General features: G+C 54.5%; 21 protein-coding genes. 10 read left to right on the forward strand and 11 right to left on the reverse strand.

Translation table 11 applies throughout. From position 1 onward, the window contains the following. The first annotated feature begins 126 nt into the window (after positions 1-126). From hrpA to PMI18_RS19280, 6 genes are all read left to right on the forward strand, one after another. Complete coding sequence (hrpA, locus tag PMI18_RS19305; RefSeq protein WP_007898727.1) at positions 127-4038, forward strand: ATP-dependent RNA helicase HrpA; 3912 nt, start codon at positions 127-129, stop codon at positions 4036-4038. Between the two features lie 315 nt (positions 4039-4353). Next, a complete protein-coding gene (locus PMI18_RS19300) occupies positions 4354-5475 on the forward strand; it encodes a beta-ketoacyl-ACP synthase III (protein WP_007898729.1) in 1122 nt (373 codons plus the stop codon). A gap of 232 nt (positions 5476-5707) precedes the next feature. Beyond that, entirely contained in the window at positions 5708-6322 is a 615-nt protein-coding gene (locus PMI18_RS19295) for an RNA polymerase sigma factor (protein ID WP_007898730.1), read from the forward strand. Continuing rightward, positions 6316-6552, forward strand: a complete 237-nt coding sequence (locus PMI18_RS19290) for an anti-sigma factor family protein (RefSeq protein WP_007898731.1) — start codon at positions 6316-6318, stop codon at positions 6550-6552. The genes PMI18_RS19295 and PMI18_RS19290 overlap by 7 nt, the downstream gene beginning before the upstream one ends. A 231-nt stretch (positions 6553-6783) precedes the next feature. After that, the gene (locus PMI18_RS19285; protein WP_007898732.1) at positions 6784-8127 is read left to right on the forward strand and encodes an OprO/OprP family phosphate-selective porin; all 1344 of its coding nucleotides are present in this window, start codon (positions 6784-6786) and stop codon (positions 8125-8127) included. A gap of 149 nt (positions 8128-8276) precedes the next feature. Continuing rightward, positions 8277-9401, forward strand: coding sequence for a GNAT family N-acetyltransferase (locus PMI18_RS19280; RefSeq protein ID WP_007898733.1), 1125 nt, complete (start codon positions 8277-8279; stop codon positions 9399-9401). Positions 9402-9444: 43 nt separating this feature from the next. Here PMI18_RS19280 and PMI18_RS19275 read toward each other — a convergent pair whose 3' ends face one another. From PMI18_RS19275 to PMI18_RS19245, 8 genes are all read right to left on the reverse strand, one after another. After that, a complete protein-coding gene (locus PMI18_RS19275) occupies positions 9445-10131 on the reverse strand; it encodes a dTMP kinase (protein WP_007898734.1) in 687 nt (228 codons plus the stop codon). After that, the gene (locus PMI18_RS19270) at positions 10128-11264 is read right to left on the reverse strand and encodes a radical SAM protein (RefSeq protein ID WP_007898735.1); all 1137 of its coding nucleotides are present in this window, start codon (positions 11262-11264) and stop codon (positions 10128-10130) included. The genes PMI18_RS19275 and PMI18_RS19270 overlap by 4 nt, the downstream gene beginning before the upstream one ends. A gap of 31 nt (positions 11265-11295) precedes the next feature. Next, the gene (locus PMI18_RS30190) at positions 11296-12132 is read right to left on the reverse strand and encodes an inositol monophosphatase family protein (protein ID WP_007898736.1); all 837 of its coding nucleotides are present in this window, start codon (positions 12130-12132) and stop codon (positions 11296-11298) included. After that, positions 12129-13187: a hypothetical protein gene (locus PMI18_RS19265; RefSeq protein ID WP_007898737.1), complete on the reverse strand. Its 1059-nt coding sequence runs from the start codon at positions 13185-13187 to the stop codon at positions 12129-12131. Before PMI18_RS19265 ends, PMI18_RS30190 begins: the two co-directional genes overlap by 4 nt. Positions 13188-13228: 41 nt before the next feature. Beyond that, entirely contained in the window at positions 13229-14554 is a 1326-nt protein-coding gene (locus PMI18_RS19260; RefSeq protein WP_007898738.1) for an MATE family efflux transporter, read from the reverse strand. Positions 14555-14636: 82 nt separating this feature from the next. Beyond that, positions 14637-15695: a hypothetical protein gene (locus tag PMI18_RS19255; protein ID WP_007898739.1), complete on the reverse strand. Its 1059-nt coding sequence runs from the start codon at positions 15693-15695 to the stop codon at positions 14637-14639. Between the two features lie 317 nt (positions 15696-16012). Further along, positions 16013-16618, reverse strand: coding sequence for a pyridoxamine 5'-phosphate oxidase family protein (locus tag PMI18_RS19250; RefSeq protein ID WP_007898740.1), 606 nt, complete (start codon positions 16616-16618; stop codon positions 16013-16015). 18 nt (positions 16619-16636) lie between these two features. Beyond that, positions 16637-17122 (reverse strand): GNAT family N-acetyltransferase, encoded by a 486-nt coding sequence (locus PMI18_RS19245; RefSeq protein ID WP_007898741.1) that lies wholly within the window; start codon positions 17120-17122, stop codon positions 16637-16639. 141 nt (positions 17123-17263) lie between these two features. Between PMI18_RS19245 and PMI18_RS19240 the strand changes: the two genes are divergently transcribed. The 3 genes from PMI18_RS19240 (at position 17264) to PMI18_RS19230 (ending at position 19446) form a co-directional block, all read left to right on the forward strand. After that, on the forward strand, positions 17264-17689 hold the full coding sequence (locus tag PMI18_RS19240) for a YybH family protein (RefSeq protein WP_007898742.1): 426 nt from the start codon (positions 17264-17266) through the stop codon (positions 17687-17689). Positions 17690-17789: 100 nt separating this feature from the next. Then, complete coding sequence (locus PMI18_RS19235) at positions 17790-18134, forward strand: YciI family protein (RefSeq protein ID WP_007898743.1); 345 nt, start codon at positions 17790-17792, stop codon at positions 18132-18134. A 76-nt stretch (positions 18135-18210) separates the two neighbouring features. Further along, entirely contained in the window at positions 18211-19446 is a 1236-nt protein-coding gene (locus PMI18_RS19230) for an RNA polymerase sigma factor (RefSeq protein WP_007898744.1), read from the forward strand. A 123-nt stretch (positions 19447-19569) separates the two neighbouring features. Here PMI18_RS19230 and PMI18_RS19225 read toward each other — a convergent pair whose 3' ends face one another. Beyond that, the gene (locus PMI18_RS19225; RefSeq protein WP_007898745.1) at positions 19570-20424 is read right to left on the reverse strand and encodes a LysR family transcriptional regulator; all 855 of its coding nucleotides are present in this window, start codon (positions 20422-20424) and stop codon (positions 19570-19572) included. An 89-nt stretch (positions 20425-20513) separates the two neighbouring features. On the opposite strand from PMI18_RS19225, the gene PMI18_RS19220 reads away from it, so the two are divergent. Beyond that, positions 20514-20951: a multidrug/biocide efflux PACE transporter gene (locus PMI18_RS19220; protein ID WP_007898746.1), complete on the forward strand. Its 438-nt coding sequence runs from the start codon at positions 20514-20516 to the stop codon at positions 20949-20951. Between the two features lie 223 nt (positions 20952-21174). Here the strand turns inward: PMI18_RS19220 and PMI18_RS19215 are convergent, their stop codons facing one another. Together PMI18_RS19215 and PMI18_RS19210 are read right to left on the reverse strand one after the other, a co-directional pair. Beyond that, positions 21175-21897: a TylF/MycF/NovP-related O-methyltransferase gene (locus PMI18_RS19215; protein ID WP_007898747.1), complete on the reverse strand. Its 723-nt coding sequence runs from the start codon at positions 21895-21897 to the stop codon at positions 21175-21177. Next, a complete protein-coding gene (locus PMI18_RS19210) occupies positions 21894-22760 on the reverse strand; it encodes a hypothetical protein (RefSeq protein WP_007898748.1) in 867 nt (288 codons plus the stop codon). Before PMI18_RS19210 ends, PMI18_RS19215 begins: the two co-directional genes overlap by 4 nt. Between the last annotated feature and the right edge of the window lie 125 nt (positions 22761-22885).

Consider the following 22885-nt stretch of genomic DNA (forward strand, 5'->3'; position numbering starts at 1 on the left):
TGACAGGATTACGACTGCTTCGCAGCCGAGCGGGAGCAAGCTCCCTCGCCACAAAAGCGCGTCACTCCGTCCCCTAAATCTGCGACAATCCGCCCCCTGCGCCACTAGACGACTTTTGCGTACCTGATGACTGACGAATCGCCTTCAATCGACAAACTGCTGAAAAACCTCGATCACGCCATGCTCGCCGACCGCCACCGGCTGCGGCGGCAGTTGCTGGAGCTGCGCAAGAAACCTGACGAGGCCAAACTGGCCCAGTGGGTGACGCGCACGCAGGCGTCTTGCGATCAGGTGTTAGCGCGGCGCGCCAGCCTGCCGGTGATTCGTTACGACGACAGTCTGCCAATCGCCGCCAAGCGCGACGAAATCAAAGAGGCGCTGCTCAAGCATCAGGTGTTGATCATTGCCGGCGAAACCGGGTCGGGTAAAACCACCCAGTTGCCGAAAATCTGTCTGGAAATCGGCCGCGGCCAGCATGGCCTGATCGGCCACACCCAGCCCCGTCGAATCGCCGCCCGCAGCGTGGCGAGCCGGGTCGCTGAAGAATTGGCGACGCCGTTGGGCGCGTTGGTCGGCTATCAGGTGCGGTTCGAGGATCAGAGCGATTCCAACACCCTGATCAAACTGATGACCGACGGCATCCTGCTGGCGGAAACCCAGAACGACCGCTACCTCGAACGCTACGACACGATCATCGTCGACGAAGCCCACGAACGCAGCCTGAACATCGACTTCCTGCTCGGTTACCTGAAAACCCTGTTGCCGCGCCGGCCGGACCTGAAAGTCATCATCACCTCGGCCACCATCGACCTGGAGCGTTTCTCCAAGCATTTCGATGATGCGCCGATCGTCGAGGTCTCCGGTCGTACCTTCCCGGTAGAAACCTGGTACCGCCCGCTGACCCTGGAGCAGGACGAGGAGGGCAACCGCGTCGAGGATGACCTGACCGTGGATCAGGCGATCCTCGCCACCCTCGACGAGATTGCCGCGTTCGAACGCAGCGAGCGCAAGAGCCCCGGCGACGTGCTGGTGTTCCTGCCTGGCGAGCGCGAGATTCGTGATGCGGCCGACATGCTGCGCAAGGCCCAGCTCAAACACACCGAGATTCTGCCGTTGTACGCGCGGCTGTCGCCGGCCGAGCAGCAGCGGATTTTCCAGTCTCACCCTGGACGCCGCGTGGTACTGGCGACCAACGTCGCCGAAACCTCGCTGACGGTGCCGGGCATCCGTTACGTGATCGACAGTGGCACCGCGCGCATCAGCCGTTACAGCTACCGCGCAAAGGTTCAGCGCCTGCCCATCGAAGCGATTTCCCAAGCCAGTGCCAACCAGCGCAAAGGCCGTTGCGGGCGGGTCGAACCGGGCATTTGCATCCGCCTCTACAGCGAAGAAGATTTCATCGGCCGCCCGGAATTCACCGACCCGGAAATCCTGCGTACCAACCTCGCGGCGGTGATTTTGCAGATGCTCCATCTGCGCCTCGGCGAGATCACCGATTTCCCGTTTATCGAGCCGCCGGATGGCAAGGCCATCAGCGATGGTTTCAACCTGCTGCAAGAACTCTCGGCGGTGGACCGCAACAGTCAGTTGACGCCGCTTGGTCGCCAGCTGGCACGGCTGCCGGTGGACCCGCGCATGGGTCGCATGCTGCTGGAAGCAGCGAAACTTGGCAGCTTGCAGGAAGTGCTGATCGTCGCCAGTGCCATGTCGATTCAGGACCCCCGCGAACGTCCGCCAGAGCGCCAACAAGCGGCGGATCAGGCGCACGCGCAATGGAAGGACGTGGATTCGGACTTCGCCGGGCTGGTCAATCTGTGGCGTGGTTTTGAAGAACAACGCCAGGCGTTGACCGCCAGCCCGCTGCGCAACTGGTGCCGCAAGAATTTCCTGAATTACCTGCGCCTGCGCGAGTGGCGCGACTCCCATCGCCAGTTGAGCCTGATCTGCCGCGACATGCAGTTGAGCCTCAACAAAGAACCGGCGGACTACCCGAAACTGCACAAAGCCGTGCTCTCCGGATTGCTCAGCCAGATCGGCCAGAAAACCGAAGACGGCGATTACCTCGGTGCCCGTCAGCGGCGCTTCTGGATTCACCCATCGTCGGGCCTGGGCAAGAAGCGTCCGCAATGGCTGATGACCGCCGAACTGGTGGAAACCACCAAGCTTTACGCGCGGATGGTCGCCAAGATCGACGCCGACTGGATCGAGCCGCTGGCCGGGCATCTGATCAAGAAAAACCACTTCGAACCCCATTGGGAGAAGAAGCGCGGGCAGGTCGTGGCCTTCGAGCAAATCACCCTGTTCGGGCTTATCGTAGTGGGTCGCCGACCGGTGCATTACGGGCCAATTGACCCGGTGGTGTCTCGTGAGTTTTTTATTCGCGAAGGTCTGGTGCGCGGCGAGATTCAATCCAAGGCCAAGTGTTTGTCTGCCAATGCACAGTTGTTGGAACAGCTCGACGAACTGGAAGCCAAGGCGCGCCGCCGCGATATCCTCGCCGACGAAGAAACCTTGTTCGCTTTCTACGATGCGCGACTGCCAGCAGAGATTCACCAGACCGCGACCTTCGACAGTTGGTACCGGGTCAACAGTCAGCAAGACCCACAGCTGCTGATCATGCGCGAAGAGGACGTGCTGGCGCGCGAAGCCAGCGAAGTCACCGCTGCGCATTACCCGGACACCCTGCACATCGGTGATCTGGAACTGGCGCTGAGTTATCACTTTGAACCCAACCATCCTCGCGACGGCGTGACCTTGCGCGTGCCGGCGCCGCTGTTGCCGATGCTGCCGCCGGAACGACTGGAATGGCTGGTGCCGGGCGTCATCGAGGCCAAGTGCATTGCGCTGGTGCGCAACCTGCCCAAGGCCCTGCGCAAGAATTTCGTGCCGGTGCCGGACTTCGTCAAAGCCGCGTTGCAGCGCATCACGTTTGCCGAGGGCTCGTTGCCTCTGGCGCTGGGCCGTGAGTTATTGCGCATGACCGGTGCGCGGGTCAGCGATGAGGCGTGGGCCGAAGCGTCGCAACAGGTCGACAGTCATTTGCGGATGAACCTGGAAATCGTCGACGGTCAGGGCAAGTTCCTCGGCGAAGGCCGTGACCTGGCCGAGCTGACCGCACGCTTTGCCGAGGCGAGCCAGGCTGCGTTGGCGGTGCCGCAAACGGCGAAGAGCCAACAGCCGGTGGAGCCGAAAGTCTTTGCCGCCGTGGCCGAGAAAACCCAGCAGAAAATCGCCGGGCTATCGATGACGGTGTATCCGGCGCTGGTGGAAGAGGGCGGCACAGTCAAGGAAGGTCGATTCTCGACCCCGGCCGAAGCCGAGTTCCAGCATCGTCGGGCCTTGCAGCGCTTGCTGATGCAGCAATTGGCGGAGCCGGCGAAGTTCCTGCGCGGCAAGTTGCCGGGGCTGACCGAGTTGGGCCTGATGTATCGCGACATGGGGCGAGTCGACAGCCTGGTGGAAGACATTCTGCTGGCCAGTCTCGACAGCTGCATTCTCGAGGGCGAAGACCCATTGCCACGCGATGGCGCCGGGCTGGCGTCGCTGGCCGAGCGCAAACGTGGCGGCTGGACCGAGCACGCCGAACGGCTGGCGAAGCTGACGCTGGAGATTCTCAAGCTGTGGCACGGCCTGCAAAAACGCTTCAAGGGCAAGATCGACCTGGCGCAAGCCGTGGCCTTGAACGACATCAAGCAGCAGCTCAGCCATCTGGTGTATCCGGGGTTCGTGCGTGAAACCCCGATGCCGTGGCTCAAGGAGCTGCCGCGTTACCTCAAGGCCGTCGAGCAACGTTTCGAAAAACTCGGCGCTCAGGTGCAGAAAGACCGGGTCTGGAGCGGCGAATTGTCCGGTCTCTGGGCCCAATACCAGACCCGCGCCAACAAACACGCTCAGGAAGGCAAGCGCGATCCGCAACTGGAACTCTATCGCTGGTGGCTGGAGGAATACCGGGTCTCGCTGTTCGCGCAGCAATTGGGGACCAAGGTACCGATCTCCGACAAGCGCCTGAACAAACAATGGAGCCAGGTCGAGCCATAACCGTGAACCGCTTTTCGTAGGAGCCAGGCTTGCCGGCGAAGGCGTCCTCATGAACGCCTTCGCCGGCAAGCCTGGCTCCTACAGGTAATTCGTTGCCTCTGCGGCAGGCGTTTGCTCTTGCAAAAGGCGCCAAAAGCCAGCGTTTATGGCAAACTTCGCGCCTATAAACGCCAGCCCCGCGGTTTTGAGCCTTCACGGGCCGGGCGGATCGGAATAAAGCGATGCCAGGTTTGCGGTCCGGACCTGGAATAGACCCTTTGTGTGTTGGTACGTCGGTGCCAGCGCTTTCTGCCTGAACGGATTAGAGAAACGACCATGCATAACGTCGTCATCAGCGGCACCGGCCTGTACACCCCGGCCAACAGCATTTCCAATGAAGAGCTGGTGCAGTCTTTCAACGCTTACGTCGCGCTGTTCAACGCCGACAACGCCGACGCCATCGCGCGCGGCGAAATCCAGGCATTGACCGAATCCAGCGCAGCGTTTATCGAAAAAGCGTCCGGCATCAAAAGCCGCTTTGTCATGGACAAGGAAGGCATCCTCGACCCGCAACGCATGGCACCACGCTTGCCCGAGCGCTCGAATGACGAGTGGTCGGTGCTTTGCCAGATGGCCATCGGCGCGGCCGAACAAGCCTTGCAGCGCGCCGGCAAGACCGCCGCTGACATCGACGGTGTAATCGTCGCCTGCTCCAACCTGCAACGCGCCTATCCGGCCATCGCCATCGAAGTCCAGGAAGCGCTGGGCATCCAGGGTTTCGGTTTCGACATGAACGTCGCCTGTTCCTCGGCGACTTTCGGTATCCAGGCGGCGGCCAACAGCGTGCAACTGGGCCAGGCTCGGGCGATCCTGATGGTCAACCCGGAAGTCTGCACCGGTCACCTGAATTTCCGCGACCGCGACAGCCACTTCATCTTTGGCGACGCCGCCACGGCGGTGATCATCGAACGTGCGGATCTGGCGACGTCCAAGTACCAGTTCGACGTGGTCAGCACCAAACTGCTGACCAAGTTCTCCAACAACATCCGCAACAACTTCGGCTTCCTCAACCGCGCTGCGGAAGAGGGCATCGGTGCCCCCGACAAGCTGTTCGTGCAGGAAGGCCGCAAGGTGTTCCGCGATGTCTGCCCGATGGTCGCCGAGCTGATCGCCACGCACCTGGAAGAAAACCAGCTCAACGTCAGCGACGTGAAGCGCTTCTGGCTGCACCAGGCCAACCTCAGCATGAACCACTTGATCGTCAAGAAGCTGCTGGGCCGCGAAGCCACCGAAGAAGAAGCCCCGGTGATTCTCGACACCTATGCCAACACCAGCTCCGCCGGTTCGGTGATTTCGTTTCACAAGAATCAGGACGATCTGGTCAGCGGTTCGCTGGCGGTACTCAGCTCGTTCGGCGCCGGTTACTCGATTGGCAGCGTGATTCTGCGCAAGCGCTGATGCTTGTGTGGTGAGTGGGCTTGTGGTGAGTGGGCTGTTGTGGCGAGGGGGCTTGCCCCCGTTCGGCTGCGAAGCAGTCGTAAACCCATTACCGCGATTTGCCTGAATGTCCACGCTGGCTGATTTTGGGGCGGCTTCGCCACCCAACGGGGGCAAGCCCCCTCGCCACCGAGCCCCCTCGCCACAATGTTGTCTGATGCTGGAACATCGATGGTTCTGAAACGAGGTTTGCATGGCCGCAGCTGACGACACCCTATTGCTCGAACGCCTGCTGGCGGGCGAGCAGAGGGCTTTCAAGGAACTGGTCAGCACTTACCAGAGCGCCATGCGCGCGGTGGCCTATGCCATCGTCGGCAACCGACACGTCGACGAGGTAGTACAGGATGCCTGGCTGTCGGTGGTGCGCAATCTCGGCGGGTTCGAGGGGCGTTCGAGCCTCAAGACCTGGCTGCTGACCATCACCGCCAACTCGGCCAAGAGCCGCTACAAGCAAAACCGCCGGGAAGTGCTGCTCGATGACCTGCCGTCGCCTCACGGCACGCTCGATGACGATCGTTTTTCATCGACTGATGGTCATTGGCTGGTGGCGCCATACGCCTGGCATCAGGACACGCCTGAGGCCCTGTTGACCGAAAACGAACTGCGCGAATGTCTGGAGCACACGTTGCTCAGCCTGTCGGAACTGCAAAGCAGTGTTTTGCTGTTACGCGAACGACAAGGGCTGGAGCTGGAGGAGATCTGTAATCTTCTGGAGATCTCGCTCTCCAATGTGCGTGTGCTGCTGCATCGGGCACGATTGAAGGTCTTTGCGACCGTGGAGCATTTTGAGGAAACCGGCGAATGTTGACCTGCAAGGAACAAGTGGCGCGCTCCAGTGATTATCTCGATGGCCAGTTGAGTTTTCGAGAGCGACTGATGGTGCGGCATCATTTGATGTTCTGCCCCAATTGCCGACGGTTCATTCGGCAGATGCGGTTGATGCAGGCCACCCTGAAGGTAATGCCCGAGCCGCCGGTGCCTGATCTGGATGCGCTGGCTGAACGGCTTGCCAACGAACATCTGAAGAACAAACCGTAGTTTCCCCGCGCGTAATACCCCCTTCAGCCGCTCTAACTTGCGGCTTGCAGCTCATCCCTTGACGCTGCTTTTCTGTTATTTCGATTCGAAGTAAAAAAGTTCCCCTGTCATAAAATCTTTATCTATCAGCAACCCGGCTGAAATACCCCGCCTCCAAGATTCCCTCCCAACACAAGCGGGCCAGACCCGCGTGTTTCCAAGCTACAGACCACCAATTAGGGGAACTCTTCGATGATCCGTAAGCACTTCGCCGGTTTTGCCGCCAGCGCATTGGCCATGGCAGTAACCGCCCAGGCTTTCGCTGGCACCGTCACCACTGACGGCGCCGATATCGTAGTCAAAACCAAGGGCGGCCTCGAAGTCGCCACCACCGATAAAGAATTCAGCTTCAAACTCGGCGGTCGCTTGCAGGCTGACTACAGCCAATTCGATGGTGTCTACACCAGAAACGGCGATACCGCCGACGCTGCCTACATCCGTCGTGGCTTCCTGGAGCTGTCTGGTGTGCTGTACACGGATTGGGCTTACACCATCAACTACGACTTCTCCCACAACAGCGGTGATTCCGACAACGGTTACTTCGACGAAGCGTCGTTGGCCTACAACGGCTTCAAACCGGTCTCGATCAAAGTCGGTCGTTTCGACCCGGACTTCGGCCTGGAAAAAGCCACCAGCTCCAAGTGGGTCACTGCGCCAGAACGCAACATTGCGTACGACATGGTCGATTGGGCGAACAGCCACCAGAATGGCCTGGGCCTGCAAGCCTCCAGTACCTTCGCTGATTCGTTCTACGCTTCCGCCGGCGTGTTCAGCAAAGACACCGACGATACCGATGGCAACAGCGTTAAACAGGTCAACGGCCGCTTTGTATTCGCGCCGATGCATGACGCCGGCAACGTGCTGCACTTCGGTGTGAACGTCGCGTCCCGTGATGTCTCCGACACGGCCTTCGATTCGCGTTATCGCACCCGCATGGGCATGCGTGGCGTTGAAACCCTCGGCGGCAACGATGCCGGTACCAACGGCAACCGTCCGGTGCTGGGTGGCAGTTCCACTTCGGCTGCCGGCTCTTATGACCGTGACGACGCTTACGGCCTGGAAGCCGCATTCGCCATGGGCCCGGCCTCGATCCAGGGTGAATACATCGCCCGCAAAACCAAGGCCGATGCCAGCAACCTTGAAGACATCAAGGGTCACGGTTTCTACGTTCAGGGTGCCTACACCCTCACCGGCGAAGCCCGTGGCTATAAAGTCGGCAAGTTCGACGCGATCAAGCCAGCCAACAAATCCATCGGCGCCTGGGAGCTGTTCTATCGTTACGACAGCCTGACCGTCGAAGACGACAACATCACCACCGCCAGCCTGACCCGCGATGTAGGCGATGCCGAAGCCAAGGTGCACACCCTGGGCGTCAACTGGTACGCCAACGAAGCGGTGAAAATCACTGGCGCCTACCTCAAGGCCAAGACGGACAACGTGACCAATGCCACTGCGGCCAGCGGCACGACGCCTGCCCGTCGCACCGGTGATGACAGCGGTGACGGCTTCGTGGTCCGCGCTCAATACGTGTTCTAAATTGCAGTAAACGCTGTAAGAGCTCTTTCTTCATCCGTTAAAGCTCCTCTCGTTTAACCCCGCTTCGGCGGGGTTTTTTTTGTTTCGGGTTAGGCAATCAGATAAGCGATACTCCTCCCATCTGTAGAAAATGATGGTCGGGGATACTGATGCCGCTGCAACGTCTGGAAAGTCTGTCCGAAATCGCGCCGCACACCTGGGACGCGCTGGTGCCGGAAACTCAGCCGTTTCTGCGCCATGCCTTTCTGAGTGCGTTGGAAGACAGCGCCAGCCTCGGCCCGCATTCCGGCTGGCAGCCCGAGCATCTGTTGCATGTTGAAGGCGATCGCCTGATCGCCGCACTGCCCAGTTACCGAAAATGGCATTCCTACGGCGAGTACGTGTTCGACCATGGCTGGGCCGAAGCCTGTGAGCGTGCCGGCATCGACTACTACCCCAAACTGTTGACGGCGGTACCGTTCAGCCCGGTCAGTGGGCCGCGATTGCTGGCGGCGACAATCGAGGACGGTTTCGAACTCCTGCAGAGCCTGCCGGGTTACCTTGAGATCGAAGGACTCTCCAGCGCCCATATCAACTTCACCGATCCATTCACCGACGCGGCATTGGCCGAACAGCCAGGCTGGTTGCAGCGCATTGGCTGTCAGTATCACTGGCAGAATCGCGGCTATCGGGATTTTCAGGACTTCCTCGACGCCCTCAGTTCGCGCAAGCGCAAGCAAATGCGCAAGGAGCGTGAGCAAGTGGCGGGGCAGGGCATCGACTTCGAATGGCTGGAGGGGCGGCAACTGGATCAGGCGCAGTGGGACTTTGTGTATGCCTGCTACGCCAATACCTACGCGGTGCGTCGGCAAGCGCCGTACCTGACGCGGGAATTTTTCAGTCTGCTGGCCGAGCGCATGCCGGAATCGATTCGTGTGGTTTTGGCTAAACAAGGCTCACGACCGGTGGCCATGGCCTTCAGTCTGGTCGGGGGCGACAGTTTTTATGGTCGTTACTGGGGCTGCCTCGCGGAGTTTGATCGTTTGCACTTCGAGACCTGTTTCTATCAAGGCATGGATTACGCGATTGCCAACGGCTTCCAGCGTTTCGACGCCGGCGCTCAGGGCGAGCACAAGCTGATTCGCGGGTTTGAACCGGTGATCACCCATTCCTGGCATTACCTGCGCCACCCGGGCTTGAAGTCGGCAGTGAAAGACTTCCTTGAGCGTGAGCGGGTCGGGGTCATGGGGTATGCGGAAGAAGCGAAGACTGCCTTGCCTTATCGGCAAGGCTGATTTTCGCGCATGACTGAAGATTGCAGCCTTCATCTACTGTGCTCTATGTTTTGCTGAGTATATTATTTACTGCACTCACCGCTCTATCGAGTACGGCTTCCTCACTAAGGTCGGTCGTATCGATCCTTACCCAATTTGCCAAACCACATTGTTCATAACTGGATCGAACTCGATTTTGATACGCGATGAAACTTTTAAGTCGATCTTCATTGCCGCCATCATAGGCCCCACTCTCGCTAAGACGAAAAGATCCTTTTCTTTTCGCTGCAAGAACTGGGTCGACATCCAAAAAAATGACGGCATCAGGTTTTCTAATGGTTGAAAATATCGCTAATGCCTCTTCAGCCAAGTATGTGTCTTTAAGTAAAAAGCGTGCTAGGTATTTGTAGTACCAACCATCTGCGATGCAACTAACACCAGCGTTCATTAACGGCCTGATGGCGGCATAATCTGTGGCCTGAAACCAAGCGGCGATTAAGCTTATCCAGTGCCTGTCGCCTAATTGGTCCAGAGGGGCATTGTCCGGGTAATCCCAAAGGATTTCACGTATGCGGGACATATGAAACTCCGTATACCCTGATGATACAGGCGGTCGATTTTTATCTATATAATTCAATTCGGGATAGGACTCAAAAACCTTGTCATATGTTGCCCTTGCAACTGTAGATTTTCCTGCGCCGTCAGTGCCTTCAAATGCGATAAATATAGCTTTCCTCGCAGGAAAATTCATAAAAATCCTCCCAAATACGCTTCGGTATCTAACGAGTTTCTACCGCTCCCCTCAATTAATGGTTGAAACCCTTCTTTGCGATATATTTCTGACATTTTCTTTCCAAGCTTCATCAGGAAATCTACTGAGGGTCGCTGCCTGTTAGAATATTGCGAGCCGGCGTCAGGGTGAAATGCAGCAACAGCAGGTACAACTCCCATATCTCCAAAATACTCGATGCCTTCAATAATTGACTCTAGTGGCTCCATGCCGGCGACAAATCCTGCATATACGTTGCCACGACCTAAAACATCCACTGCGGCCTCGAAAGCGGCCAAGAAACGTTCGCGGGTATAATCACGAGCTTTCCCTGGGCAAATTTCTGGAAATAAATCCGGGTTGAATACCTCTAGGCTCATTGACATATTGTTGCCAATTTTCTTGAATCGATCAAAAAGACGAAAGTCCTTAGGAGGCATAGAAATTAAGTGATACTCCAAACTGCTTTGCGGGTTTGTATTTTTTACCTGTTCCAGTAAATCCAAATGTATTGAGTATCCTTTGTCATAGTTTGGAATTGTGCCACCGTTTAATAGCACTCTCTTATATCGACCATTTTCCTCCTTGATGGCCATAGCTACTGCTTCGCCCGCTACATCGCCCTTTATTCGCATTTTATGATCAGACAGGGTTTCTCTTGCTGATCCCAAAGAGCAGAACTTGCATTCATTTCCATCATTAAAATAATAACAGTGACCTGGGGAAAAAATTCCGAGTGTCGAATCTCCATAGGCGGTTATATGTTTCTCAAAGAGCTCGCCATTGCTCAAATATTTTCCATAAGATCTAGGTCTATTTGGAAATGTAATTCTCATCGTTCTATTTCCATGCTTGAGCACTGGAGTTTCTTTCTCTAAGGTTATGCGGTAGTCTGAGTCTGGATTGTAATTTGCAGCTGCGATAATCTGCCCGTCAAGAATGATTTCTTGCGGAGTGCGAGTGCTCGAATTAAGAATGATGCTGTCACCTGTCCCATAGGGCCGTCTTTTTTCGATGTGATCTGTTCGAGCTTGATAATATTCTAGAAAGTCCTTGGTGAAACTTACCCCATTGCACAATAATTCAAGTTTCAGACTTACAGTTTCGATTAGCATGCTGCTTGTCTCCAGTTAAGTCGATCTTGCACTACAGAAAAAGTCGTATCAGTTTTGCGGAGGATAAGGCAATCAAAGTTCCGTTGTCTGAAAGAGAAGCCGGCGAAGGAGGTAGGGGAAGTCTAGAGTGGCCTGTCCTATCAAATAGCGCACCTCCTGCTTCTCTCAAGATCAACTCTGCTGCGGCAATATCGCAACTACGCTCATGTCCTGGTGTGTCGATATCAATAAAGGCATCAAGAACTCCTGCAGCAATAAGGCAAATTTCCAATGAGGAACATGAGTAAACGCGGACTTTACTTGCTATCCATATAAGCTTTTCAATTATAACTTTCTCTCTATCCTCTTTGGGGCGGTGGAAAGAAATACGCATGTCTTCCATACGATTAACTTTACGAGTCTGAAGTCTTTTTACAATAATCGATGACTGAAGATAAGCTCCCTCACCTAATGCGGCGGTGTATACTAAATCTCTTGAAAAATCATAAACCCAACCAAAGACATAGGCTCCCTCATGGTAAAGTGCCACGCTAGATGTATAAGCAGGAAAGCCTAAAACTGCGTTGTGCGTTCCATCTAGAGGGTCTATAAGCAGGTAAAAATCTCCAATATCACCATATGTGACCGCTGAAGTGTTCTCTTCAGAATATATCGTGACTCGTATGCTTATCTTAGAAAGACAGTCATATAGTATTCTCTGGCAATCTAAGTCATACTGGGTTTGCGAGTTATTCCAGCGGTTGTTTCTTGTTTTGGAATCTGGTAGGCAAGCCAGGGTTCCCGCCCAATAACGACGTAATTGTTTTCTAGCCTCGTAGAGGCATTCCTCTAACTCGGGAACGTGTTCGCGTCTAAATAATGGTCTCATATCGACTGTTCCATTATTAATTGTATGTGCCAACGGTCCCTGTCTAATCGTGGGGCATAAGACTTGACTTCAAATAGTTTTCCAGCATAAACAGCGTAATCCGCGCTCATGAAGGCACTGAGTGATTTTGGGAATAGCGCTACAGTTTTGACTTCGACGTCATAACCAAATTTTTTTCTAATCATGTTTGCCGCCTGCCTGAGACTACCTCCGGTATAGGCTTTATCTATAATCAGCCATGGTCCGTCTGATGAGGTGGGGGTAGGGAAAATATCTTGAAAAGCGTCATCTCTACTCAGCAGGCTAGAGTCGTTTTGCCGATGCACTTCAGAAAAGAAAATATTATGATCTCCAGTTGCCGCCAAGTAGCCAAGGGCAAGCGGTAAACCAGCCGATAGTAAAAATAGTTTATTTTTTGCTATTTTTTCGAGTTTGGACCAAATTGCATGATCCTCGTAAACAAATCTTGTGTTGAGAATGAAACTACTGTCCCAATGTTCATGGGATATATATTTGCTATAGAAGGCGCAGAATCTATTATGGAATTCCATGGTCTCATTATTTGTATTTATAAGTAATCTGCTCTTGGTGATGCCTCGACTAGTTTCTTTCATAAGAACTGAGAGTTTATCATTATGAAGGTGTGCAAACGCCTCGCTAATAAGTGAGTTTTTCAAGTTGCCAAGGAGGGATTTTGATGGGCCAGAAATGGCTATTTCTGGGGATAGCCCATCTCCTTTAATTCTACGTATCTCTCGTAACTTAATTTTGTTTGTGCTTAAGTTTAAGTAATTCCATATAAGCACAATGTTCTCAGCGGACATACCATCATAAATTGGCTCGAGGTTACTCAAATCACAAATCATTTCTTCTGGGTGTCGGAGATCGAAAGAAGCCCTTTGAAGATGGCAGCCATCAAGTATGGCGTTACGATAAGCGTAATAATCGCTGGTTTGTACACCGCTCAATGTTCGCCAACCATGATGCTCGCTAATGATAGTTATGGACTTGGTGCGCTGATTTAGTGAGTGTGGAACGGGATCTGCGTGAATCATAGTTGCGTCCTCGCGATAATGTGCAAGATTAAAAACTCATTTTAAACGTCGAGCTTTATGCCGCATCTTTTCTGATCTAATACCTTTCTAGATAAAATGCTTCCTAGGCGCCAAAGTAGAAACAACATCAAAAGAAGCGAACAAAACACTAGTGCTAAGAATATGGAGTTGACGCTATATTCATAAAATGATAACAGTCCGATAGAAAGAATTAAGCCAAGGATGTTGAGTAGCAATATAGTAAATAGCGTGGGAATCCAGAAATCTCCCATACTTCTTAACGTCATTCGAGTTACAACATAAACGTATTCAAATATTAAAAATGGGATTGATGTCAGGATATTGCCCTCGATCAATCGCCTCGTCGTTGCATCGGATGTATAAATTTCTGATATATTTTCATTCAAGAAAAAACAAGCTAACAAAAATGGAGTCAGTATAAAAAAACCGAACTTTATCCCTTGAATATAGGTTGTGCTCAATGAGTGGAGGTCCATTGCGGTATAGTGCCGTGCGACAACTATCCCTGTAGCATTTCCCGCTCCAATTGAGATCATGTATACGATGCTTAAAAAATGGAGCGATGCCTGATACGCGGATAAGCTTGTATCGCCTAAGTTTTTTGAGATGAAAGATAGAATAAAAAATAGCAGGCTTTCACCGCCGAAACAAAGTGCCATTGGAAGGCCGTTAGTAAAGTAATTCACATATGCTGTGGTCGGGATGTTTCGTGAATGCCTGAACTGGGAGATGTATTGATGAATTTTTAAATTAAAAAAAGCGAACGCAAGGCCAGCAAAGAAACACCTTAAACCAGAATATGCGAGTATGAAGTGAATTATATTTGTGTTTGATTTCGTCGAAGCAAAAAGGATGCAGATTAACGCAAGAGTGGCATTGAATAACCATGTGTATATCAACTCGTATTGAGCTTTTTTGATAGCGTTGAAAAAATTGAAAATAACTATCTGTAAGTATAAGGCTGGAATGGAGAGTGAGAGTATTAGTAATACTTTAAGTTCTTCGAAATTGCCGTAGTCTGTAAATGGTATTGATGCGCTAGTGCTCGATATGTATATAGAAAAAATAATGATTGTGCCAAGTGAAATTGCAAGTCTAAATGAAATAATCAAATCGAGTGCAATGCCGTCCGCATTTAAGTCAGTGGATCCAGCTATTTTTACCAGCGATGTTGAGAAAAATCCAATACCTACTACTGTTATAAAAGAAATTAATGCCCATGCGAGTGAGGCATAGCTAAGTGAATCAACTATAAAATGTCCAATAAAGGAAAAGTAAAGTAGTGATGCAATCATCTCCCCAAGTCTGGAAAATATCAGCGGAATAGCTATTCGGGTAATTTCCATGTTTGATCACCCGTGTTTATCATAAATATAGAGTTAAGGCCTGAAAAGTATCGAGGTTGGCCGTGTTTGTAAGTCGCTCTCCTCAATCCCATTCTTTGAGTAGACTAATTAAAGAGGGTGTTCCTTCCGCAGCAAAATATTTTTTCCTGAAGTAGTACTCGCACATCGATATTTTGTGTTTTGTTTGTTTTCGTTTGTTGAATTCTTTATCCAGTGCAGAAAGAGACTTTTGTGTTGATGGGTAAATTTTGGACTTTTTTAGCAGTTCTTCGATTGCCAAAAATACCAGGTCCATATATTCCAGCGTTTCTTGAATGTATGATCGGCATTCAGCCTCTGTGACCGCCCCCTGTCTGGCCAAGGTAAAGAATCTATTTTTAATTTCATCAAATCCATTAACTCTGAATACGTTTGAATAAACCCACTTGTAGTGCTTGTTTGTTGTGCCTGTTAAGTAGGTAAAGCTCATTGTTGTCTTTAGCATCATATCCCGGGCTATCTCACAACCCATCCAAAGGTTTCCCGACTGCCAACAGCCTTGGATATCCTGGAATGCATAAAATACGGGAAGTTTTTCACGATGAGCTACATAAATATGTTTCTCCAGAGGTATCCCGGATTTCAATCGATTGAATTTCTCCTCGTTCTCCAATGCATGCCCAATTAATGATCTATGAATGACGTTGTTTTCAGTGTTTGACAACACTGGACCATAGAGGAAGCGCTGATCATAAGTGATCTCATCAAATGCTTTCTCGATCTTGTTAATAATATCTTCCAGTTCGGAAAATGTTATATAGTCAGCATCAATGTGGATGCTGGTGTTACCGTAAAAATCTGTTGTGTTATGAACCTCTTCATCTTGGGTGATGTAGTGATAATTTATATCTGTAACCAAGGCGTGTTGGCTGTTTTTGATGTTGTTAGCTTTAGGTCGTTTATCGCATAGAATAATGCAGTCGATATCGGAATGAATGGTCCCAATTCCCTCGATTAAAGAACCTGAAATAACGAGAATGCTTGTGCTTTCTAAAAAAGCTCTTTCGCGTAGATATTTTTTTGGGATTGAGATTTTTCCATCTAATATGGAGATTTCATTGTCGAATATTTTCGATTGCGAAGTTTTTATGAGCGCGGTCATTGCCTATTACTCCCTGTGCAATGGCGAGAATATAACTCAAGAGGTTTTATAAGTTATGAGAGGCTTCACTTCAAAGGAATAGGTGGCAAGTATTTTACTTGGGCCCGTCTCACCGCTCAGAGGTAATAGCACTCATGTACTGAACCCTAGTGTCGATATGCGCAGGTCGTCAATACTTATACAAAAAATCAGAAGTGTCTTACAGGGATTGATTTCCAGGTATTCAATCTAGGAAAGAAATTTTGTTTTTTCTTTGAGAGATTATTCCTACAGTTCATAGCCAGAGAGGCTGTAGGAGTAAAGTTGGGGGCGTCGTGTCAGTAAAGACTATCCAGCGCTCTCACCGGCGCTTCCCGGTCATACGTCTCGGCATCGAACTGCCCATCGTTCAGGCGCTTGTGAAACGCCCCGGCGGTCGGCAGGGCAGAGCGTTCGAGGTGTTTGTGCGGGTTCCACAAATCCGAACGCACAATCGCTTTCGAGCAGTGAAAATACGCCGCTTGCACCGTCACCAGCATCACCGTGCGCGCCGGTTTGCCATTCACCGCAAAACTCTCCAGCAACCCGGGATCAGCGCTGATCTGCGCTGTGCCGTTGACCCGCAGTGTCTCGCCGATTCCCGGGATGATGAACAGCAGCGATACCCGCGAGTCGAGCACGACATTGCGCAGCGTGTCGATGCGGTTGTTGCCCGGGCGATCCGGAATCGCCAGCGTGCGCTCATCGATAATCCGCACGAAACCCGGCGTATCGCCACGCGGCGAGCAGTCCATGCCGTCGGCGCCGACCGAGCTGATAATCACCAGTGGCGAGGCGCGGACCATTGCCTGATAGTCCTCGTTCAGAAACGGGATCTGCTTGCGCACCGCGCGGTCATGGGGCAGGCCGTAGATCGCTTCCAGCGCTTCGATTGAATTCAACATCGTTCATCCCTCTACGAATCAGAAAACCAGCCCCATCCGCCGTTCATAACCGATCCGGCCTTTGTACGCTTCGCCGCTGTCGACAAAGCCATATTTAGCATACAGGGCGATCGCCGACTCGTTGTCCGCATCCACCGACAACTCCAGCCCTTTGATTTCCGGCCAGGCCTGGCGCGCAAGCTTGGGCAGGGCTTGCAGGCAGGCTTTGCCATAGCCTTTGCCTTGGGCGCGGCGATCGACTTGCAGGGCGTGCAGGGTGGCGCTGTGTTCGTCGGCCCAGGCCGGCAGCACCGGCGGGCGCTTGAGCAGCAGGAAGGCCACCGGAGCATCTTCCACCAGCAGCGCAAAGCCTTTGACCCCAGGGCCTGGCTTGGAGAGCAAGGTATGCAACGCACCATGAATGTCGCCGGAGAATCGGATTTGTTCGGCGTGGATTTCGATCGCCTCGACCTGTTGACGCTGCAGGGCGTTCAGGCTTTCGTAAGGCACGAGTCGGGCTGTCACTGGAGTGTCCTTTTTCCAACGGAAATGAGCTTCGGATTCTAGCGAATTTGCTCCCATGGATTATTTTTATTTCGGCTGTCGATTTGGCATTTCGCCAGACGACTAAGGGTGTCTTCAACAAAAAAACCACGGAGAACCATCATGAATGCCCAGACACAAATCCATAACCTGATCGAGAACTATCGCCAGGCGGTCATCGCCAAGGACGTGGAAAAGGTCATGGCCCTGTACGCCGACGACATCGTCTCCTTCGACGCGGTCAAAGCCCTGCAATTCAAGGGTAAGGCGGCCTACCGTGCCCATTGGCAGGAATGCATGGAGATGTGCCCGGGCCCGCACATTTTCGAGTTCCACGAGATCGACATCGTGCCGTCGCAGGAGATCGCTTTCGCGCACTGGCTGGCGCATTGCGGCGGCACCAATGAAAAGGGTGAAACCCAGGCCTGCTGGATGCGCGTCACCGCGTGCTACCGCCAGGAAGCGGGGCTATGGCAGATCGTCCACGAACACTGGTCGGCGCCGTTCGACATGACAAGCGGCGCGGCGCTGTTCAACCTGGAACCCTGATCGTCGGGCTGATCGTCGGGAAAGGGCGCCAAAATGCCAATCCGCAGCCATAGTTGATCCGTTCGATCAGGGCACAGTCCCCAAGAAATGGAGAGCCCCCATGAAGTATTTATGCTTGGTCTATAGCAATGAGCAGGAATTGCACTCGCTGCCCGAAAGCCCCCAGGACGCCGAGTGCATGGCCTACGCCGAATCGATCCAGGGCAGCGGGCGGATGATCGCCGCCGAAGCGCTGGAGTCGGTGCAGACCGCGACCACCGTGCGCATGCGCAACGGCAAAATGTCGGTCACCGATGGCCCGTTCGCTGAAACCAAGGAGCAGTTGGCCGGTTTCTATTTGATCGATGCCAAGGACCTCAATGAAGCCCTCCAGGTCGCCGGCAACATCCCGGCGGCCCGGGTCGGCTGTGTCGAGGTGCGGCCCGTTCGCCAGCTCAATCCCTGAATAACCGTCACAACAGGAGTTCTTTCATGAGTCCGCAACCCGTGCAACGAAAGCCCGTCGAAGGCATGCCGCACTGATGCCCGGCGAGTCGGTACGGGCGCGAGTCGAGCAGGTCTACCGCGAAGACTCACGGCGGATTCTGGCGACCCTGATCCGTCTGCTCGGCGATTTCGACCTCGCCGAAGAAGCGCTGCACGAGGCGTTCTTCGTTGCGGTCGAACGCTGGCAGCGTGACGGTGTGCCGGACAATCCACGCACCTGGCTGGTGTCCACCGGGCGTTTCAAGGCCATCGATGTGTTGCGCCGGCGTGCGCGTTTTAATGCGTCCCGGCCGATGTTGATCGCTCAACTGGAAGCGCTGGAGCAGGCTGACTGGAGTGATGAAGATGTGGAAGACGATCGCCTGCGGCTGATCTTCACCTGTTGTCACCCGGCATTGGCGGCGGACGCTCAAGTGCCGTTGACCCTGCGCGAAGTCTGTGACCTGACCACCGAAGAAATCGCCCGGGCCTTTCTCTCGGCGCCGGCTACTATCGCCCAACGCATCGTGCGGGCCAAGGCGAAGATTCGTGACGCGAAAATCCCTTATCAGGTGCCCACCCTGACGGAACTGCCCGAACGTCTCGACAGCGTGCTGCGGGTGATTTACCTGGTGTTCAACGAAGGCTACTCGGCGTCTATCGGCAACGAATTGACCCGCGAAGACCTGACGCGCGAAGCGATTCGTCTCGGTCGATTGTTGATGGAATTGCTACCCGAGCCGGAGGTGATGGGGCTGCTGGCGCTGATGCTGTTGCATGAGTCCCGGCGTCCGGCCAGGACCTCATCAAGCGGTGAACTGATTGTGCTGGATGAACAGGATCGCTCGTTGTGGGACGCCGAGCTGATTGCCGAAGGCTGTGCATTGGTAGAGCGGGCACTGACGACGCGGCGTTTCGGGCCTTACTGCCTGCAAGCGGCAATTGCGGCGGTGCATGCCGAAGCACCGACGGCGGCGGAGACGGACTGGCCGCAGATTGTTGGTCTGTATGACGTGCTGCTGCGGGCCGTGCCGTCACCGGTGATCGAGCTCAACCGCGCGGCGGCGCTGGCCAAGCGCGATGGCCCGCTGGCCGGGTTGATGTTGATCGAAGGGATTCTGGCGCGGGGCGAATTGCTGGATTACCACTTGGCGCACTCGGCGCGGGCAGAGTTTTACCGGCAGTTGGGGAGGGTGAAAGAGGCGCGGGCGGCGTATGAGCGGGCGCTGGAATTGACGCAGCAGGTGCCGGAGCAGCGGTTTATTGAGGGGCGGCTGCGGGCGTTGGAGTGATGTGATCCTGCGGGCCCCTTCGCGGGCAAGCCTCGCTCCTACAGGATTGAGTTGATCACACCTCTGCGATTCGACCCGAATCTGTAGGAGCGAGGCTTGCCCGCGAAGGGGCCCGCAAGACCTTCACTCCAGCATCTTGCTCAATAACCAACTCCCCGCCGGCCCCGGCGGATGCAGGCGCGACCACAGCGCATCGACGTACACCGCTTTCGGCCAGCCGCGCACATTCAGTTCCACCAGTGAGCCGGCCCCGAACCGCCCCACCAACCAGCGGGGCAGCGGCGCCCAGCCGAACCCGCCCTGGGCCATTTCCAGCAACATCAGATAACTCGGTGCCGACCAGACGCGCCCCTTTGCCCGGCTTTCGTACGGATTGACGATTGTCGCCAGACGCAGCTCGCGGTGCTGTTGCAGCACGTCCTGATCGATTGCGTTCTGCTTCGCCAACGGGTGCGCATGGGACACGAACAGAGCGATTTCCGTGCGTTCGTCCACCGTCGAACTGACCAGATCCGGTGGATAGCTGTCCTGCATCTCGGCGAAGGCGACATGCGCTCGACCGCGTTGCACCAGTGCCACCAGGTCATCGCATTCGGCGATCAGGCATTCCAATTCCAGGTCCGGATAACGCTGCTCGAAAGCACTGAGCGCCGCTTCAAAACGGTCGGACTGGTAAGTGTCGGAAATCGCCACGGTCAGCTTCGGCTCGACGCCTTGGGACAGTTGGCTGGCGGTCATTTCCAGACGGCTGGTGGCGGCCAGAATCTCCTCGGCCCGCTGCAACATGACGTGCCCGGCCGGGGTCAGGCTCGGCTTGCGGCTGCTGCGGTCGAAGAGGACAAGGTTCAGGTCGATTTCCAGGCTGGCCACGGCGGCGCTGATGGTCGACTGGCTGCGACCGAGCTTGCGCGCCGCGGCGGAAAACGAGCCTTGAGTCGCCGCCTGGACAAACGCCAGCAGCACTTCGTGGGAAGCCATGAACTATCGCCTTGATCGATGGTTATTGGTTATGAAGTATCGGCGTGATAACGGATCATGGCAACCATAGTCACTCAGGGAGTCTGGCCATGAACGCCAACAAATCCATCACTGAACGAATTTTCCAGGCCATCGGTTTCGAACTGCTGGCGATATTGATCTGTACCCCGCTGCTGGCCTGGATCATGGACAAACCCATGCTGGAAATGGGCGCGGTCACCATGGCCATTGCAGCCCTGGCCCTAGCTTGGAACGTGGTCTTCAACGGCCTGTTCGACCGGCTGCTCAAGCGCTTTGCCATTGTGCGTAACGCTTGGGTGCGTGTGGTGCATGCGCTGTTGTTCGAAGGTGGGCTGGTCGCGTTTGGCGTGCCGTTGATTGCCTGGTGGCTGAAGGTCAGCCTGTGGCAGGCGTTCCTGCTGGACATCGGCGTACTGCTGTTTTTCCTGCCCTACACCTACGTCTATCACTGGGGTTACGACGTGGTGCGTGAGCGGTTGATGGTGCGCAGGGCTTGCGAGGTTTAAAAGCAAAGATCGCAGCCTTCGGCAGCTCCTACGCCGTAGGAGCTGCCGAAGGCTGCGATCTTTTGATCCTGGACCGGCTGGGTCAAGTCATCCAATCCACAACCTGAAAAACAACACACAACCTGTGGGAGCGGGCTTGCCCGCGATTAGGCAGGCACATTCAACATCAATGTTGTCTGTCATGCCGCCATCGCGGGCAAGCCCGCTCCCACAGGTTTATGTGTCAGACGTGGAAGTAACCCACGCACGAATCGAACGGCAGGCGCTTGAGTTCGATCTTGTTCAGGTCGAGTACTTCGCGCAGGGCTTTGGTTTCGCCCGGGAAGTTGCGGTAAGCCACTTCGTCGAGTACCACGATCGCGCCTTTTGGCATGTACGGCAGGAAAGTTTCCAGCGCGACTTTGGTCGACTCGTACAGGTCGGTGTCGAGGATCAGCATCGCTACCACCAGGTCCGGACGGGTCTGGACCCACTCCGGCACAGTCTTGACGATGTCGCCTTTGACCAGCTCGCAGCGCGGGATACGGTTGACCGGGCGCAGCAGGTCGTTGGCATCGATCATGTCCTGGATCAGCGACTGGTCGGTGTCGGAGAACATGGTTTCGTTGACGTCTGCCGGGTCTTCTTTCTTGTCGATACTCTGGAAGCCTTCGAAGGTATCGAAGCCGATAATCGAACGGTTGATCGCGTAGGGTTCCAGGATCATCGACAGGTGCATGTAGAGCATCAACGAGTTGCCCTTGTACACGCCGCACTCAATGATCGCGCCCGGAATTTCGGCGACTTTCTTGAACAGTTCCATGCGCGACAGAGCAGCGGTCACGCCGATGCGGTTGGCGAAGACGAACGGCGCGTCGGCCACGTACTCGGCATCGACCCGTTTCAGGACATTGGCACGGGTTTCGTTGTACTGGGCCTCGGCAGGCGTGATGCGACGCTTGGTCATTGGTCAATTCCTTGGAAATTCGAAAAGTCGTGGGCGTGGAAATAGTCTTTGAAACCGGCGCCGACGTCAGGGCAGGCACTGTCGACGTTGATCGCGCCGCGCTTGTGCTTGAGGTCGTCGAGGTGCATCAGGCGGAAGTCCACGCTGAAGCGGGTTTGTTCGGTGTGATTGGCGACCGTGCCGTGCAGATGCGAGCCGGAGAAGATCAGCATCTCGCCGGTATTGCCAGCGATGCGCACTTCAGACGCGGTATTGATCGCCTCCAGCGGCACCGGGTGCACGCGGACTTCCTCTTTGAGGTTGTCCTTGGCCTTGTGCCGCTGGTTGTTGATCCAGTCGTTGAGGCTCCATTCGCTGGAGGTGTTCTTCACGGGCACGTCGAAGTAGCCAGCGTTGATCATCATGGTCTGGTCGGGGCGAATGGTATGCACCGGCATCCAGGTGTTGATCTGGCAATCGACGCTGCCGTACCACGTGTCGCGATGAGGCTTGTAGGCGTAGCTGACACCGGCGTGCAAGTAGTCATAGTTCGGCACCACGCGAATGCGCGGCACGTCGAAAATGTACTCACGCGGGTCGACACCGATCTCGTCGATAAACGACAGGATCAGATCCTTGGCGCGCTGGCTGTTGGTGAACTGGCCTTTGAGGCGAGTCACCAATACCACGAATTCTTCCACCGGCATCAGCGTGTGCAGCGCCTGGTGATTGGTCTCGCCGTCGAAGGCGGCGGTGATGCTTTCCTGGGCGAACGCGCACAGCTCTTTGGCGGCTCGCAGCTGAGTGTTCAGGAAGATGTCGCCGGCGTAGATGGCTTCTTTAAAGTCAGCTTTGTGCTGAAGCTGATTGATATACAGATTCACGATTCCACTCCTGAATGCATCGAGTCTCTTATGAGTCGGCCACACGTTAGCAAACTGAAGTGCAATCCGGCGGGTGGTGGATCAATAAAGGCGCAATCCCCTGAATTTGCGACGAAATGCTTTCG

It is taken from the genome of Pseudomonas sp. GM102, from assembly GCF_000282555.1.
Classification (GTDB): domain Bacteria; phylum Pseudomonadota; class Gammaproteobacteria; order Pseudomonadales; family Pseudomonadaceae; genus Aquipseudomonas.

Excerpts from the sequence above, each read along its gene's own strand:
- hrpA (WP_007898727.1), top strand. The coding sequence starts at position 127 with ATGACTGACGAATCGCCTTCAATCGACAAACTGCTGAAAAACCTCGAT.
- PMI18_RS19300 (WP_007898729.1), top strand. The coding sequence starts at position 4,354 with ATGCATAACGTCGTCATCAGCGGCACCGGCCTGTACACCCCGGCCAAC.
- PMI18_RS19295 (WP_007898730.1), top strand. The coding sequence starts at position 5,708 with ATGGCCGCAGCTGACGACACCCTATTGCTCGAACGCCTGCTGGCGGGC.
- PMI18_RS19290 (WP_007898731.1), top strand. The coding sequence starts at position 6,316 with ATGTTGACCTGCAAGGAACAAGTGGCGCGCTCCAGTGATTATCTCGAT.
- PMI18_RS19285 (WP_007898732.1), top strand. The coding sequence starts at position 6,784 with ATGATCCGTAAGCACTTCGCCGGTTTTGCCGCCAGCGCATTGGCCATG.
- PMI18_RS19280 (WP_007898733.1), top strand. The coding sequence starts at position 8,277 with ATGCCGCTGCAACGTCTGGAAAGTCTGTCCGAAATCGCGCCGCACACC.
- PMI18_RS19275 (WP_007898734.1), bottom strand. The coding sequence starts at position 10,131 with ATGAATTTTCCTGCGAGGAAAGCTATATTTATCGCATTTGAAGGCACT.
- PMI18_RS19270 (WP_007898735.1), bottom strand. The coding sequence starts at position 11,264 with ATGCTAATCGAAACTGTAAGTCTGAAACTTGAATTATTGTGCAATGGG.
- PMI18_RS30190 (WP_007898736.1), bottom strand. The coding sequence starts at position 12,132 with ATGAGACCATTATTTAGACGCGAACACGTTCCCGAGTTAGAGGAATGC.
- PMI18_RS19265 (WP_007898737.1), bottom strand. The coding sequence starts at position 13,187 with ATGATTCACGCAGATCCCGTTCCACACTCACTAAATCAGCGCACCAAG.
- PMI18_RS19260 (WP_007898738.1), bottom strand. The coding sequence starts at position 14,554 with ATGGAAATTACCCGAATAGCTATTCCGCTGATATTTTCCAGACTTGGG.
- PMI18_RS19255 (WP_007898739.1), bottom strand. The coding sequence starts at position 15,695 with ATGACCGCGCTCATAAAAACTTCGCAATCGAAAATATTCGACAATGAA.
- PMI18_RS19250 (WP_007898740.1), bottom strand. The coding sequence starts at position 16,618 with ATGTTGAATTCAATCGAAGCGCTGGAAGCGATCTACGGCCTGCCCCAT.
- PMI18_RS19240 (WP_007898742.1), top strand. The coding sequence starts at position 17,264 with ATGAATGCCCAGACACAAATCCATAACCTGATCGAGAACTATCGCCAG.
- PMI18_RS19235 (WP_007898743.1), top strand. The coding sequence starts at position 17,790 with ATGAAGTATTTATGCTTGGTCTATAGCAATGAGCAGGAATTGCACTCG.
- PMI18_RS19230 (WP_007898744.1), top strand. The coding sequence starts at position 18,211 with ATGCCCGGCGAGTCGGTACGGGCGCGAGTCGAGCAGGTCTACCGCGAA.
- PMI18_RS19225 (WP_007898745.1), bottom strand. The coding sequence starts at position 20,424 with ATGGCTTCCCACGAAGTGCTGCTGGCGTTTGTCCAGGCGGCGACTCAA.
- PMI18_RS19220 (WP_007898746.1), top strand. The coding sequence starts at position 20,514 with ATGAACGCCAACAAATCCATCACTGAACGAATTTTCCAGGCCATCGGT.
- PMI18_RS19215 (WP_007898747.1), bottom strand. The coding sequence starts at position 21,897 with ATGACCAAGCGTCGCATCACGCCTGCCGAGGCCCAGTACAACGAAACC.